Source organism: Sphingomonas antarctica, from assembly GCF_965137005.1.
Taxonomy (GTDB): Bacteria; Pseudomonadota; Alphaproteobacteria; order Sphingomonadales; family Sphingomonadaceae; genus Sphingomonas_O; species Sphingomonas_O antarctica.
On the sequence record NZ_CBCRXM010000014.1, the window covers coordinates 1 to 15127 of the forward strand.

The window sequence follows — 15127 nt, forward strand, 5'->3', positions numbered from 1 at the left end:
CCGCCGAACTTGAAACGCAACGGGCGGGGTTAACCCCGCCCGTTGCTTCACCCGCGCTCATGCGCAACAACACCGGTCTGTCTCTGGTTGCCGCTGGATGAAAGGCGGGGGTCACGTCACCGCGAAGTGAGTTTCCCGACTCATGGCCAAACTGCTGCAGCGGCGCGACCACAAATCAAAGTGAGGCGGGACTAACAATGTGATCCCACCCGGCGTGCAGACTGTTTTAGGCCTAAACTTTCACTAAACTTTCGCGGGGAGAACTGGAAACGTCTCAGGCATTCTAGCGAAACGGCGGCTCGTTGAATGCGCGCAGCTTGCGCGAATGCAGCCGTGGCCCTTCCGCCCGCAATTCTTCGCATGCTGCGATGCCGATGCGCATATGCTCGTTGATCGCGCGCTCGTAAAAGCGGTTGGCCTGGCCGGGCAGCTTCAATTCGCCATGCATCGGCTTGTCGCTGACGCACAGCAATGTCCCGTAAGGCACTCTAAACCGGTAACCTTGCGCCGCGATCGTCGCCGACTCCATGTCGATGCCCACCGCGCGGCTCTGTGAGAAGCGCAGCGCCGATTTGGCATAGAGCAGCTCCCAATTGCGGTCGTCGGTCGTCACGATCGTGCCGGTACGCAGCCGCCGCTTGAGCGTTTCGGCATCCTCGCCGGAGACCTGCGCCGCAGCCCGCGCCAGCGCCTGCTGCACCTCGGCAATCGCCGGGATCGGGATCGCGGGGGGCAGCACATCGTCCAGCACATGATCATCGCGCAGATAAGCATGGGCGAGGACATAGTCGCCGATCCGCTGGCTCGGTCGCAGCCCGCCGCAATGGCCGATCATCAGCCACGCCTCGGGCCGCACCACCGCCAGATGGTCGGTGATCGTCTTGGCATTGGCCGGGCCGACGCCGATATTGACGAGTGTAATCCCGCTCTTGTCCGGCGCGCACAAATGCCAGGCGGGCATCTGGTGCCGCCGCCATGCATCGCCGGCGATGACGCTTTCGGCGTCATGCGTGTCACGCGTCACCTTGATACCGCCGGCGCCCGACAAATGGGTATAGCGGCTGCCTTCGCCCAGCTGGCTCAACGCCCAGCGCGCGAATTCGTCGACATAGCGGTGGTAGTTCGTGAACAGGATATAGCGCTGGACATCCTCGACCGGCGTGCCGGTGTAATGCCGCAGCCGCGCCAGCGAAAAGTCGGTGCGCAATGCGTCGAACAGCGCCAACGGACGCGGCTCACCGGGGGCGGGGACGTAGGTCCCGTCGGCAATTTCGTCGCCAATGTAACTCAGTTCGGTCGCGGGAAACCAGCGCGACAGCTCCGTCGCGGACACCTGGTCGAGGTCCATTTCGGCATCGAGAACGTAGGGGAAGGGGATTTCCTGCTTGCCGGGGCCAACCTCGATGGTGACGTCATAATCCTCGCGCAGCAGATCGATCTGTTCGGCGAGATAGTCGGCGAATTGGCGCGGGCGGGTTACGCTGCTGGCGTAATGGCCCGGCTCGGTCAGCCGACCGAAGGACCGCGACGACCGCTCGACCGCGCCGCCGCCGGGATAATGCACGCGCAATTCGGGGTAAGCAAAGGCGCCAGTGCGGCGCGCCTCCGGGTCGGGCTTTTCGCCGTCGCGAACATAGCGTCCGATCGCGGTGCGGAGCCGTTCGACCGACGCATCGAACAGCGTGGCCAGTTCATCGATAAGTTCGGAAGTGCTCTTGCCTGTCATCGTCCGCTCCTAGGACCGGACGGTGACAGGCTCAAGTCAGCCCATATTCTCGAGCATATAGTCGGCGCTGGACACGCGGAATTCGCCGCCTTGCTCAACGTCGACGCGCTCGACGGTGCCATCGTTGACGATCATCGCGAAACGCTGCCCGCGCTTGCCCATGCCGAACTTGCTGCCGTCCATGGTCAGGCCCAAGGCTTCGACCAAATCGCCATTGCCGTCGGCCAGCATCGTCACCTTGCCGTCGACGCCGTGCTCCTTGCCCCATGCGCCCATCACGAATGCGTCGTTGACCGCGGTGCAGGCGATCTCGTCGATCCCCTTGGCTTTCAGTTCGTCGGCCTTCTCGACAAAGCCGGGCAGGTGCCGCGCCGAACAGGTCGGCGTGTAGGCGCCGGGCACCGAAAACAAGGCGACGCGGCGGCCCTTGAAGTAATCCGTGCTCGACACCTGTTCGGGACCGGCGGCGGTGACTTTGGTCAGGGTCTGCTCGGGAAACTTGTCTCCGGCGGCGATGGTCATGCGAATGCTCCAAGTTGCGAAAATGCCACAGCTTTTTGGGGGCTTGGGACGCCGCTGACAAGGGTGCGTTAACGTGTTGCCTTCAGCGTGTTTTCACAGCAGCATCCGATTCGGGGCTGGGGAGTTGGGGAATTGAAGAAGATCATATTGGCGATGCTGGCGATCGCCGTACCGGCCGGGCCTGCTCAGGCGGCCTGCTGGAGCGCCGAACATATCTCGGCCGCGAAAGTCCGCGACCTGGACACGATGCTGATGGTGTCCGCGCTGCGCTGCCGCCGGACCGACGTGTCGATGATGGACGCCTATAACAGGTTCGTCGTTCAGGACCGCAAAGCACTGGTGAAGGTCAACGACACTTTGCGCGATCATTATCGCGACGCGGGCAATTCAAAGGCGCAGATGGGTGCCTATGACACTTACGTCACAAAGGTCGCCAATCGTTACGGCGCGGGCAGCGAAGGATTGAGCTGTGCGGAGATGCGCTCGATCGTGGATGCCACGGCGGCGGAGGCGCCACAGGTCGAAGCATTGATCGCCGTCGCCGAACGCGCGGGCATCCGGCCGCTCCTCGACGGACCGGCATGCGAGGGACCGTTCTCAACACCGGCGATGACCACTGCCGCAGCCGTAATCGGGCGTCGATAGCCAGTGGGGATGAACATATAAAGACATCTTTATATTTGCCTTTTAAGGGGTAGGCGGCTACGGGCTTGGCATTCATTCATTGCCGGAGACTGACCCGTGGCCACCGCCCCCGTGACCAATTCGCGCACGCCAAATAACAAAGATTATGTAATCGCCGATATCGGTCTGGCCGAATTCGGCCGCCGCGAGATCAACATCGCTGAAACCGAAATGCCGGGCCTGATGGCGCTGCGCGAAGAATTCGGCACGTCGCAGCCGCTCAAGGGCGCGCGCATCACCGGGTCGCTGCACATGACGATCCAGACCGCCGTGCTGATCGAGACGCTGACCGCGCTTGGCGCGACCGTCCGCTGGGCGACCTGCAACATCTATTCGACGCAGGACCATGCCGCCGCCGCGATTGCCGCGACGGGCGTGCCGGTGTTCGCGATCAAGGGTGAGAGCCTGGCCGAATATTGGGACTATGTCGGCTCGATCTTCGATTGGGGCAATGAAACCTGCAACATGATCCTCGACGATGGTGGCGACGCGACGATGTTCGCTCTGTGGGGCGCCAAGCTCGAAGCCGGGCAGACCATGCCCGCACCCGAGAATGAGGAGGAGGTCGAGATGCAGCGTGCGCTCAAGGCGTTCATCGCCAAGCGTCCGGGCTATCTGACCGAAACCGTCAAGAATATCCGCGGCGTTTCGGAAGAAACCACCACCGGCGTCCACCGCCTGTACGCCATCGCCAAGAAGGGCGAGCTGCCGTTCCCCGCGATCAACGTCAACGACAGCGTGACCAAGTCGAAGTTCGACAATCTCTACGGCTGCAAGGAATCGCTGGTCGACGCGATCCGTCGCGGCACCGACGTGATGCTCGCCGGCAAGGTCGCCTGCGTTGCCGGCTTCGGTGACGTCGGCAAGGGTTCTGCTGCATCGCTGCGCAACGGCGGCGCACGCGTGATCGTGACCGAAATCGATCCGATCTGTGCGCTGCAGGCGGCGATGGAGGGCTATGAAGTCGTGACGATGGAAGAGGCCGCGACGCGCGCCGACATCTTCTGCACCGCGACGGGCAATGCCGACGTGCTGACCGTCGATCACATGCGCGCGATGAAGGACATGGCGATCGTCTGCAATATCGGCCACTTCGACAGCGAGATTCAGATTTCGGCGCTGCAGAATATGAAGTGGACCGAGGTCAAGCCGCAGGTCGACCTGGTAGAATTCCCCGACGGCAAGCAGATCATCATCCTGTCCAAGGGCCGTCTGGTGAACCTCGGCAACGCGACCGGTCACCCGTCGTTCGTGATGTCGGCATCGTTCACCAACCAGACGCTGGCGCAGATCGAATTGTGGACCAAGCCGGGCCACTATGCCAACGACGTCTTCGTCCTGCCCAAGCATCTCGACGAAAAGGTCGCGGCGCTGCACCTGGAAAAGCTCGGCGTGAAGCTGACCCAACTGACGCAGAAGCAGGCCGATTATATCGGCGTGCCGACCGCGGGGCCGTTCAAGCCGGATCATTACCGCTACTAAAGCACGCAAGGCTGCTCTAACGGCTCAGTGATGGGCGGGACGATGCAATCGACGATATTGGCGGCGGCGCTCGGCCTCTGGCTGGCGGTCGCCGCCTGCGCACTTGCAGCGGGCTTGATTCTCCGGCGGCGCGCGAGGGGTGCGCTCGCCGGAGTTGCGCGGCAGGACAGTCTTGCCGACTTGTCCCCGGCACTCGCGCTGATCGTGCATGGCGACAATCGTATCGAGGGATCGACGCGTCTGGCTATGCTGCTTGGTTTTGATCGCATCCCCGCGACGCTCGCCGCGCTTGAAGCACAGGACGCGGGTTTGTCCTCGGGGGATGCCGCCGCACTTGCCGCGGATGTCAGTGGCGCACGGCAGGGCGGGAAAAGCTTCATGCGCCCGGTGGTGCCGGTCGGATCGCAACGAACCTTGTTTATGATCGGTCAGCCCGCGCCGCGCACCGTAGCGGCGCGCGGGGTGCTCGTTTGGGTGATCGACGCCACTCGAAACCAGGGCGAGATGGCCCAGTTGCGCCACGACGCTGATCGTGCGGGCCAAGCCTTTCGTACTTTGTCGCGCCTGATCGAAGCCGCCCCGGTGCCGATGTGGCATCGCGGTCCCGATCTGCGCTTGACCCTCGTCAATCGTGCTTATGTCGATGCCGTCGATGCCGTCGATGCCGAGGATGCGGTTAAGCGTGGTGTCGAACTGGTCGAAGGTTCGGCTGGCATCGGCCCGATCGCTGCCGCTGCCGCTGCGCGCGATGCGGGCGAAGTGCGTCAACGGATCGTTCCCGCGATTATCGGCGGCGCACGTCGCGCGATGCGCATCGTCGATGTGCCGCTGGGGCAGGCAGGAGTTGCCGGCTACGCTATCGATACCGACGATCTTGAGCGCGCACGCGCCGATTTCCGGCGCTTTGTCGACACCCAACGTGACACGCTCGATCGATTGTCGGCGGGTGTCGCGCAGTTCGACGCCGACCATACGCTCAGCTTTTCCAATTTGCCGTTCCAGCGGATGTTTGCACTGCGCCCCGAATGGCTCGCCGATCGTCCTGAATTCGACCGTGTGCTGGACAGGTTACGTGAGGCCGGGCGCATCCCCGAAGCGCGCGACTTCCCGGCGTGGAAGCGCGAAAAGCGCGACTGGTTTACCAATCTGGCCGGTGCAGCGGAGGAAAGCTGGCTGCTCCCCGACGGCAAGCACCTTCGGGTCGTTGCTCAGCCTTTGCCCGATGCCGGACTCTTGGTGATTTTCGAGGATCGCACCGAACAGGTTCAATTGCTCAGCGCGCGTGACACGCTAATCCGCGTCCGTGAAGCGACGTTCGACAATCTGTTCGAAGCGGTTGGCACGTTCGCTGCCGATGGGCGCTTAAATCTGTGGAACAGCCGGTTCCGCGACGTGTGGCAGCTCGACGACGATTTCCTAGCCAGTTTTCCGCGGATCGACGCGCTCGCGGAAGCCGCTGCCCCGCTGATCGCCAGCGAAGGTGGGGCGACAACCATCCGCGAGGCGGTGCGCGCAGCCACGATGGAACGGCATGCACGGACAGGGCGGATTTCGCTGACCGACGGGCGGCATTTCGAATATTCGGGTGTGCCGCTGCCCGACGGCAACGCGCTGCTCATCATGCTCGACGTCACGGACCGGCATCGCGTGGAAACCGTCTTGCGCGAACGCGCCGACTCGCTTGAGGCTTCAGACAAGGAACGCACCGCCTTCGTCGCCAATATGAGTTATGAATTGCGCCAACCGCTGACGTCGATCGCCGGGTTCGGTGAGATGCTTGAGGGCGGCTATGCCGGGAACCTTGGCGCGCGCGCACAGGAATATGTTGCCGCGATCCTCGAGGCGGTACGCCGCCTGAGCGTGCAGGTCGATCAGGTGCTTGCCGTGGCTGAGCAAGATGCTGGGCTGGGCCAGGAGGTCGCGGTGATCGAAATCGGCCCGCTGTTGCGAAAGCTTGCGGACAAGCACGGCCTTAAATGCACTATGCCCGATAGCATCGGCGGTGTCGCGGCTTCTGCCGAAGCCGTCATGCAGTCGGTCGAAAAGGTCATTGCGTCGATCGGCGGCGGTGCCGCTCAGTTGGCAGTCACGACAGGGAATGGCGTCAGGGTGGCTATCGCCGGCGCCCCCGCCGGGACGCTGCCGGGTGAAGACGTGCTGATCGATCTGCGCGCGATGATGGCGGAACATCGCGGTTCGATCGCGGTCGCACGCCGGGCGCACGACGTCCCGGTCGTGACGCTCAGCTTTCCGCGATGATTCTGGCTGACGAAGCTGCGACGCAGGCGGCCGGTGAATCGTTGGGCGGCAGGCTGATCGTCGGCGACGTCGTCATGCTTTCGGGCCCGCTCGGTGCGGGCAAGACAGTGTTCGCGCGCGGGTTACTGCGCGGGTTGGGATTTTCAGGCGAGGTGACCAGCCCGACATTTCCGATCCTGATCGAATATCGGCCACCCGACGTGCGGATGCCACTGGGGCATGCGGATCTTTACCGGATCGAAGACCCTGCCGAACTTGAGCAGCTGGACCTTGAGGCAGCTCTCGCCGACGGCGCACTGGCGATCGAATGGCCGGAGCGCTTGCCGGCGGGACGCTGGCCTCAGGCGCTTCGTCTCACGCTCATCACGGAGGGAAATACGCGTCGCTTGACAGCCGAAGCAGGGTCGGGCTGGAGGGACCGATGGCCGATCCGATGACCCCGCCGGTCGCGGCGGCCGACTTCCTTCAAGCTGCTGGATGGGGCGGTGCGCAGATCCTTCCGCTTGCCGGCGACGCTTCGTTCCGCCGCTATTTCCGTGTCCAACACGACGCCCGGCGCGCGGTCCTTATGGACGCGCCGCCGCCGCAAGAGGACGTAGGCCCATTCCTCGCCATCGCCCGGCATCTGACTGCCGTCGGCTTCCGTGCGCCTAGCATTCTTGCGGAGGACCGCGCGACTGGCCTCCTGCTGATCGAGGATCTGGGAGACGCGCGGATGCGTGAGACGATCGACGATAATCCGTCCCTGGAATTACCGTTGTACGAGGCGGCGGTCGATCTGCTTGCGGTGCTTCAGGCACACCCGCCTGCCGATCTGCCACCCTATGACATGCCGGTTCTGCAACGTGAGGCTGGATTGCTCACCGAATGGTTTTGTCCCGCCGCCGGTCTGGACGTCGATCTGGCGGCCTACGCCGCAGCATGGGACGAAGTTCTGCCGCAGGTCGATGTCGCCGAAGTCACCGTGCTGCGCGATTATCATGCCGAAAATATCATGCTGCTAGAGGATGGTGCGCTGGGCCTGCTCGACTTTCAGGATGCCTTGGCGGGGCACCGCGCTTACGATCTCGTCTCGCTGTTGCAGGACGCACGCCGCGATGTTCCTGAAGCTGTCGAGGTCGCCATGCTCGACCGGTTCTGCACCGCAACCGGTGCCGGAGCCGACTTCCGTCCGGACTATGCGATCCTCGGCGCGCAGCGGAATGCCAAGATCGTCGGGATTTTTACGCGCCTGTGGAAACGTGATGGCAAGCCGCGCTATCTCGACCTCCTGCCCCGGGTATGGCGGTATCTCGATCGCGATCTTGCGCATCCGTCGCTCGCTCCCGTCGCCGCTTGGTTCGACGCCAATATTCCACATGACAAGCGCGGGACTATCACACCATGAACCGCAAACCGCTCGCGTTGCGTGTGCGACAGCATGCAAGGATGCCGACCATCGCGATGGTTATGGCGGCGGGCCTCGGCAAGCGCATGCGTCCGCTGACCGCGTCGCGTCCCAAGCCGTTGGTCGAAGTAGCGGGCAAGGCACTGATCGACCACAGCCTCGATCGCTTGCGCGCGGCGGGAATTCGCAACGTCGTAATCAACGTCCATTATCTCGCCGACGCGCTGGAGGCCCATCTTCGCCGGCACGCCGGCGACCTCGACGTCATGGTGTCTGACGAACGCGACGGGTTGCTCGAAACGGGCGGCGGCATGGTCAAGGCGCGCGCACATCTCGGCGATCAGCCGTTCCTGACCGTCAACAGCGACAATCTGTGGATCGACGGCCCGATCGACGCCATCAATCTCCTTGCCGAGCGCTGGGACGATACGACGATGGACGCGTTGCTGCTGCTCGTCCCGCAAGCACGCGCGCATGGCCATAACGGGCGGGGGGATTTTCACATGGACGCGGTAGGTCGGCTGATCCGCCGCAAGACCGGCCGCGTCGCGCCGTTCGTCTTTACCGGTGTGCAGTTGGTTTCGCCGCGCCTGCTGGACAATGCTCCCGAAGGTTCGTTTTCGACCAATATCCTGTGGGACCGCGCGATTGCCGAAGATCGTCTGTACGGCGTGGTCCATCAAGGATTGTGGTTCGACGTCGGGACGCCCGCGGCGATCCCGCTGACCGAGGCCGTACTCGCCGATGGCTGAGGCGTCCCGCCGACGTCCGCGCGTTTATTCGATCCCGCTGCATCGCAGCTTTGCCGATGCGCTGGTCAACGGCCTGCTCGCGCGCACCGCCAGTGACCGGATGCGTCTTGCCCGTGCCACGATCCTGACCGCGAGCAACCGCGCTGCACGCACCATCAACGATGCATTCGTGCGACGCGCAGAGGGGGGATTGTTGCTCCCGCGCATCGTTCCGATCGGCCAGGCGGGGGAGGCGCTCGCCGCCGATCTGTTCGATCAAGGCGCCGAGCCAGTTCCGCCGGCCATCGATCCGATCCGCCGCCAACTGCTTCTCGCCCGCTTGATCGAGCGCGGCGGGGAACGACGCGGCGGAGAAGCGCTGCGCATGGCCGCCGAACTGGCGCGTGTCATCGACGAACTTGGCGTCGAGCGGAAAACCGCAGGCGACTTGCGCGATATCGAACTCGCCGAAGACTTGGCGCGGCATTGGCAGACCTCGCTCAATCAACTGGCAGTGCTGATCGAACAATGGCCGATCGTGCTCGACAGCATCGGCTGCGTGGAGTTGACCGAGCGCCGTAATCGCCTGCTCGGACGGGCGAGCGCATCATGGCAGGACACGGCGCCGCCGGGTATGATCATTGCCGCAGGGGTCACCAGTGCCGCGCCGGCAATCGCGGATCTGCTCCGGGTCATCGCACGCCTGCCGGGCGGACAAGTCGTATTGCCGGGGCTGGATCTGGGCAGTCCGGACGAGGAATGGGACGCGATCTGGGGCGGAGAGGGCGCGCGCCCGATCGAAACGCATCCGCAATATGCGCTGCGACTGTTGATCGAGCGGATGGGCGTGGCGCGCAGCGACGTCGTCCGCTGGCGCTGGGGCGACGGCCGCCCACGCCAGGCCGTGCGTGCGCGGCAAGTGTCCAACGCCTTCGCGCCCGCCAAATTCACCGCCAAATGGGCCGAGCTGAAAAACCCGCTCAACAAACTGCGCGGGGTCAGCCTCGCCGAATTTGCGACGCCGGCGGATGAGGCACAGGGCATTGCCATCGCGTTGCGCGAAGTGCTGGAAACGCCCGGCAAGACCGCCGCTCTGGTCACGCCCGATCGCGCGCTGGCTCGCCGCGTCAGCGCGCATTTACGTCGCTGGGGCGTGCAGGCCGATGACAGCGCCGGTACGCCCTTGTCGCGTGAACCGATCGGCACGCTGATCCTCGCCGCCGCCAATGCGATTGCCGAAGACTTTGCACCAGTGCCGCTGCTCGCTTTGCTTAAGCACCCGCTGGTGCAAGCGGCGGAAGGGCGCAACGATTGGCTGGCGGGGGCTCGCAAACTCGACGCGGCGCTGCGCGGACCGCGTCCGGCAGGCGGACTGGGCGGCGTCACGGCATTCCTCAGCCAATCTGGCGATCCGCGCAGCGAACGCATTCGTCGTGCCGCGCTGCCTTGGTGGATCGAGGCGAGTCAGGCTCTCGAGCCGCTGGCGCGGGAGGCCGATGCGCTGACCGACCAATTGCTGCGGCTTGGCGATGGCATCCGTGCGCTGGCCGGTGAAGCAGCGTGGGCTGGCACAACAGGCCGCGATGCTGCGGCGCTGTTTGACGATCTCACAACTCATGCACCCGACGGTCCGAGCGGGGTCACGCCGCGGGAATTGGTCGAGCTGCTGTCCGACCTCCTCTCCGGGATCGCGGTGCGTCCGCCCGCGGGCGGTCATCACCGCATTGCCATTCGCGGGCTGATCGAATCGCGGCTGCAATCGGCCGATCTGGTGATCGCTGCCGGGCTGAACGAAGGCGCGTGGCCAGCCGAGCCTGCGCCCGATCCGTGGCTTGCCCCGCAAGTGCGCATTGCGTTGGGCATGGGTGCGGCGGAACGGCGCATCGGAATTGCGGCACATGATCTGGCCAACGTCCTCGGCGCGCCCGAAGTGCTGCTGACGCGGTCGCTGCGCGAGGCGAGCGGGCCCGCGATTGAGTCGCGTTTCCTGCTGCGGCTGAAGGCAATGCTTGGCGATCAGCTTGAGCCCGACGCGCGATTGCCGCATTTGAGCGCGACACTGGATGCCTCGGCGCTGCCACCTCGGCGCGTGTCGCAACCTGCGCCTAATCCGCCGGTTTCCGCGCGGCCGATAAAAATCTCGGTGACCGAAGTCGATCGCCTTAAGGCCGATCCTTTCGCCTTTTACGCGCGCGCAATCCTTAGGCTCTCGTTGCTCGACATGGTCGATGCCGATCCCGGTCCGGCATGGCGCGGCAGCGCGGTGCATGCGGTCTTCGATCAATGGTTCAAACTCGATGGCTGCGCGCCCGAAAAGCTGCGCCCGCGCGTCGAGGATTTGCTGTCCGGTCCCGGCGTCCACCCCGTCATCCGTGCGCTGTGGCAGCCGCGAATCATGGAGGCGGTGGACTGGATCGCCGAACAGGTAGTGAAGGACGCAAAAGCCGGGCGGACGATCGCCGATACCGAAGTAAGCGGGGAGGTCGAGATATGCGGCGTGACGCTGCACGGTCGCGCCGACCGGATCGACCGGATGGCCGACGGCTCCCTCGGCATCGTCGATTACAAGAACGGTAAACCGCCATCGCCCGGCGCGGTGGAACAGGGGTTTGCAATGCAGCTGGGGCTGCTCGGGCTGATTGCAGAAATGGGCGGCTTCAAGCCATTGACCGGCAGCCCGACCGATTTCGAATATTGGTCGCTGGCCAAGAACAAGGATCAGTTCGGACAGCGCAAGAAGCCGTTCAAAAAGGGTGGCGAACTGGCGGCAGGCAATTTCGTCGAGCGCTCGCACGCGGATTTCGAAAAAGCAGCGGACAAATGGCTGACGGGCGACGCGCCGTACACGGCCAAGCTGGTTCCCGATTTCGCGCCTTACGACGAATACGACCAACTGATGCGCCTCGACGAATGGCTCGGTCGGGAGCGCGCGTCGTGAGCAGCACGGCAAAACTCCGTCCGGCGCTAAAGGGCGCGCAATTGGGGGCCAGCGCACCCGCCGAACATGTCTGGCTGTCGGCCTCAGCGGGGACGGGTAAGACGACTGTCCTCGCCGCGCGCGTGCTGCGCCTGCTGATGCGCGATGTGCGGGCCGAGGCAATCCTGTGCCTGACCTTCACCAAGGCGGGCGCGGCGGAAATGGCGCGGCGCGTGCGCGGCGATCTCGCGCGTTGGGTGCGGTTGGACGAGGCGATTCTGTTCAACGAGATCGAGGCGCTGGGTGAGGACGCCGGCCCAGCACAGATCGCCAAGGCGCGGCAATTGTTCGCGCGGTTGCTTGAAGCGCGGGGCGGCGGGTTGCGCGTGATGACCATTCACGCGTTTTGCCAGACCTTGCTGTCCGCATTTCCGATCGAGGCGGGGCTGACGCCGGGATTCCGCCCGATCGAAGGGCGTGAGGCGGATACCCTGGCGGCGATTGCCCTGAGCGATATGGTCAATCGCAGCGAGCGCGAGGGCGGTGGGTTCGTCCGCCAGTTGCAAGCATTGAGCCGTCGCCTGGGCGAAGACGGAGCGCGCAGCTTCCTGGAGCGCGGCAGCAAGGCGCTGCCCGCGTTGGAGGAATTGGGGCCGGGCTTGCAGGCCAAATTGCGCACGGCATTCGACGTCCCGCTCGATTTCGATGCGAGCCACATTTGCACTGCCTGTCACGACGACAATTTCGACCGCGCATCTCTGCAGCAAATGATCGCGATGAACCGCGCCTGGGCCACCAAGACCGGGCATGCCGCCGCTGACGCGATCGAAGCTTGGCTGGCACAGCATCCCGACGCGCGAGCCGGAGGGCTTACCGAACTGGCGTCGGTGTGGACGACGCAAGCGGGTACGCTCCGCAAAGGCGGGCCGAAAGATCCGGGTTACGACGATGTCCTGTTGCGTGTGTCGGCGTGGTGCGCTGAATTATGTGCGCGGCAAGCGCGCGTGGCGTTGGCCGATAACGTCGCCGAGGCGCTGGAGGCAGCGCGATCCTATGGGCGGGCCTATACCGACGCGAAGCAGGCGCGCGGGCGGGTCGATTTCGACGACATGATCCGGTTGACACGCAAACTACTGCGCGAGCCCGGCATCGGTGATTGGATTGCGTACAAGACCGATCAGCGCACCGACCACATTTTGGTGGACGAGGCTCAAGACACCAACTTCGATCAATGGGCCATCGTTGAGCGATTAACCGAAGAGTTTTTTGCTAGCGATTGGGAGAAGCAGCGCGCCGCTTCCCGGACGCTGTTCACAGTCGGCGATTTCAAACAGGCCATCTTCTCTTTTCAGGGGACCAATCCACAGGAATTCGAAAATGCGCGCCAGCGTTATCACGCGCTGGCGACGGCGAACCAGATGCACTTCGCGCAACTGTCGCTCGATGAATCCTATCGCACCGCACAGCCGATCCTCGATGTCGTCGATGCGACGCTGACGGCACTGGGACCGGAAGCGATCGGGCTGCATGCCGAGCGGCTCAACCGGCATGTGAGCGGGCGGCGCGATGCCGATGGCGGGGTTTTGTTGATGACGCCGGTCAGTGTTGCCGATGCCGGGGACGAAGGGGACGAAGGCTGGCTCGACGATGCGACGCGCAAGCTGGCGGATCAGATCGCCCGGCAAGTCGGCGAATGGCTGCGCGATGGCTACGCGCCGGGCGGGGGTGAGGCGCTGGAGCCGCGCGACGTCATGGTGCTGGTCCGCAAGCGTGCCGACCTCGCTGCGTTGCTGGTGGCCCGGTTGCAGGAATATGGCGTGCCCGTCGCGGGCGTCGATCGGTTGCGGCTGCGCAGCCCGCTGGTGATCAAGGATTTGATGGCCGCGATGCGTTTCGGTGCGCAGCCCGAGGACGACCTCAACCTGGCCAATTTGCTCGTGTCGCCCCTGATCGGCTGGTTGCAGGACGACCTGTTCGCGGCGGCCTATGACCGGAAGCAGGCGTCGTTGTGGTCGGCGGTGCGTGACCGCGGCGACGCGACGGCGAATGCGCGTCTGGCGGCACTGCTCAATGCGGCGGATCGCGTCACGCCTTATGCGTTTCTCGAAGAACTGCTGTCCGGCGAGATGCAAGGACGTCGCAAGCTGATTGCACGCATGGGGGAGGAGGTCCGCGCCGCGATCGACGAATTGCTCGGCGCGGTGTTGGCTTACGAGGCCGAGCATGTCGCGACCTTGCAGGGTTTCATCGACTGGTTCGATCGCGGCGATGGCGAAATCGTCCGCGATTCGAGTGAGCCGGGCAATGCCGCGCGGGTCATGACCGTCCACGGGGCCAAGGGGCTCGAAGCACGCTTGGTGATCCTCGCGGATGCGTGTGCCGACCCCGAAAAGGCGCGTGATGGGGAACTGACGGTGGAGATTGGCGGCGTGCGGGTGGTGATCCCGACGCCGCCGACCTCTGACCGCGCGCTGGTTCCTGCGCTGGCCGATGCCCATGCCGCGCAAAAGGCAGCGGCGCTGGAGGAGCATTGGCGGCTGCTTTACGTCGCAATGACGCGCGCGCGCGATCAACTGGTGGTCGCGGGCGCGCTGACCGGGCGGATGACCGAGCCTGCGCCGCAGAGCTGGTACAATGCGGTGCTTGCCGGGATGGAGGCGGCGGGGGCTGTCGAGACCGCCGATGGTCTGGCGTTCGGCATGCAGATGCGTCCGGGTGCGCGTTCGGCGAAAGCCGTCGTCGTCCAGGTGGATCGCCCGAATTGGCTCGACCGGGCGGCTCCGGAGGAAGCGAAACCGAAACGTCCGCTCGCACCGTCATCACTCGGTGTGGACAGTGTCGCGCAGCCGCCCGCCGGGCCAGGTCTGGCGGCGGCGGCACGGCGCGGCACGTTGCTGCATGGTCTATTCGAGCGTTTGCCGTCATTGGCGCCGGACGTTCGCGCTGCGAGCGTCCGCAGCTGGCTCTCCGCGCGAGGCGTACCCGATGCCGAACAGGACGCGCTGATCGACCCGGTTTGCGCGATCATCGGCGATCCGCGCTTCGTGCGTCTGTTTTCGGGCGAGGCTCTGGTCGAAGCGCCGATCGCCGGCGTGGTTGGCGGCGAGACCATTGCGGGCACGGTCGACCGGCTGGTCATTGGCGACGTGATCGAAGTGGTCGACTATAAAACCGGTCGCCGCGTACCCGCGACGCTCGATGCGATTCCGGGATATCATCTCAGCCAGATGGCGGCCTACCGCGATGTGCTCCGCGCGGTGTTTCCGGGCCGACAGGTGCGCGCCAGCTTGTTGTATACCGAGGGGCCAGTGCTCCACACGCTCGACGATATGCTGCTCGATGCGCACAAGCCCGACTTCACGGCGCAACAGCAAAGCCTTTTCGTCGCCGGTTGAGCAGGCGGCCCGCGCGTCCTACAT

General features: G+C 64.6%; 10 protein-coding genes. 8 read left to right on the plus strand and 2 right to left on the minus strand.

Going from position 1 to position 15127, the window contains the following annotated elements; genetic code table 11:
• Positions 1 to 283: 283 nt before the first annotated feature.
• Positions 284 to 1726, minus strand: coding sequence for an AMP nucleosidase (locus ACM9ME_RS12600; protein ID WP_415643813.1), 1443 nt, complete (start codon positions 1724 to 1726; stop codon positions 284 to 286).
• A gap of 36 nt (positions 1727 to 1762) precedes the next feature.
• On the minus strand, positions 1763 to 2248 hold the full coding sequence (locus ACM9ME_RS12605) for a peroxiredoxin (RefSeq protein ID WP_415643814.1): 486 nt from the start codon (positions 2246 to 2248) through the stop codon (positions 1763 to 1765).
• Between the two features lie 132 nt (positions 2249 to 2380).
• Here ACM9ME_RS12605 and ACM9ME_RS12610 point away from each other — a divergent pair, with 132 nt between their 5' ends.
• The 8 genes from ACM9ME_RS12610 (at position 2381) to addA (ending at position 15103) form a co-directional block, all read left to right on the plus strand.
• The gene (locus tag ACM9ME_RS12610; RefSeq protein ID WP_415643815.1) at positions 2381 to 2893 is read left to right on the plus strand and encodes a hypothetical protein; all 513 of its coding nucleotides are present in this window, start codon (positions 2381 to 2383) and stop codon (positions 2891 to 2893) included.
• Between the two features lie 111 nt (positions 2894 to 3004).
• Positions 3005 to 4414, plus strand: coding sequence for an adenosylhomocysteinase (gene ahcY, locus ACM9ME_RS12615; RefSeq protein WP_415643891.1), 1410 nt, complete (start codon positions 3005 to 3007; stop codon positions 4412 to 4414).
• A gap of 42 nt (positions 4415 to 4456) precedes the next feature.
• Positions 4457 to 6673: a PAS-domain containing protein gene (locus ACM9ME_RS12620; RefSeq protein ID WP_415643816.1), complete on the plus strand. Its 2217-nt coding sequence runs from the start codon at positions 4457 to 4459 to the stop codon at positions 6671 to 6673.
• Positions 6670 to 7110 (plus strand): tRNA (adenosine(37)-N6)-threonylcarbamoyltransferase complex ATPase subunit type 1 TsaE, encoded by a 441-nt coding sequence (gene tsaE / locus ACM9ME_RS12625; protein WP_415643817.1) that lies wholly within the window; start codon positions 6670 to 6672, stop codon positions 7108 to 7110. The genes ACM9ME_RS12620 and tsaE overlap by 4 nt, the downstream gene beginning before the upstream one ends.
• A complete protein-coding gene (locus ACM9ME_RS12630) occupies positions 7107 to 8060 on the plus strand; it encodes an aminoglycoside phosphotransferase family protein (RefSeq protein WP_415643892.1) in 954 nt (317 codons plus the stop codon). Before tsaE ends, ACM9ME_RS12630 begins: the two co-directional genes overlap by 4 nt.
• 41 nt (positions 8061 to 8101) lie before the next feature.
• Positions 8102 to 8812: a nucleotidyltransferase family protein gene (locus ACM9ME_RS12635; protein WP_415643818.1), complete on the plus strand. Its 711-nt coding sequence runs from the start codon at positions 8102 to 8104 to the stop codon at positions 8810 to 8812.
• Positions 8805 to 11729, plus strand: a complete 2925-nt coding sequence (addB, locus tag ACM9ME_RS12640; protein WP_415643819.1) for a double-strand break repair protein AddB — start codon at positions 8805 to 8807, stop codon at positions 11727 to 11729. Before ACM9ME_RS12635 ends, addB begins: the two co-directional genes overlap by 8 nt.
• The gene (gene addA, locus ACM9ME_RS12645) at positions 11726 to 15103 is read left to right on the plus strand and encodes a double-strand break repair helicase AddA (protein ID WP_415643820.1); all 3378 of its coding nucleotides are present in this window, start codon (positions 11726 to 11728) and stop codon (positions 15101 to 15103) included. The genes addB and addA overlap by 4 nt, the downstream gene beginning before the upstream one ends.
• Positions 15104 to 15127 lie beyond the last annotated feature (24 nt).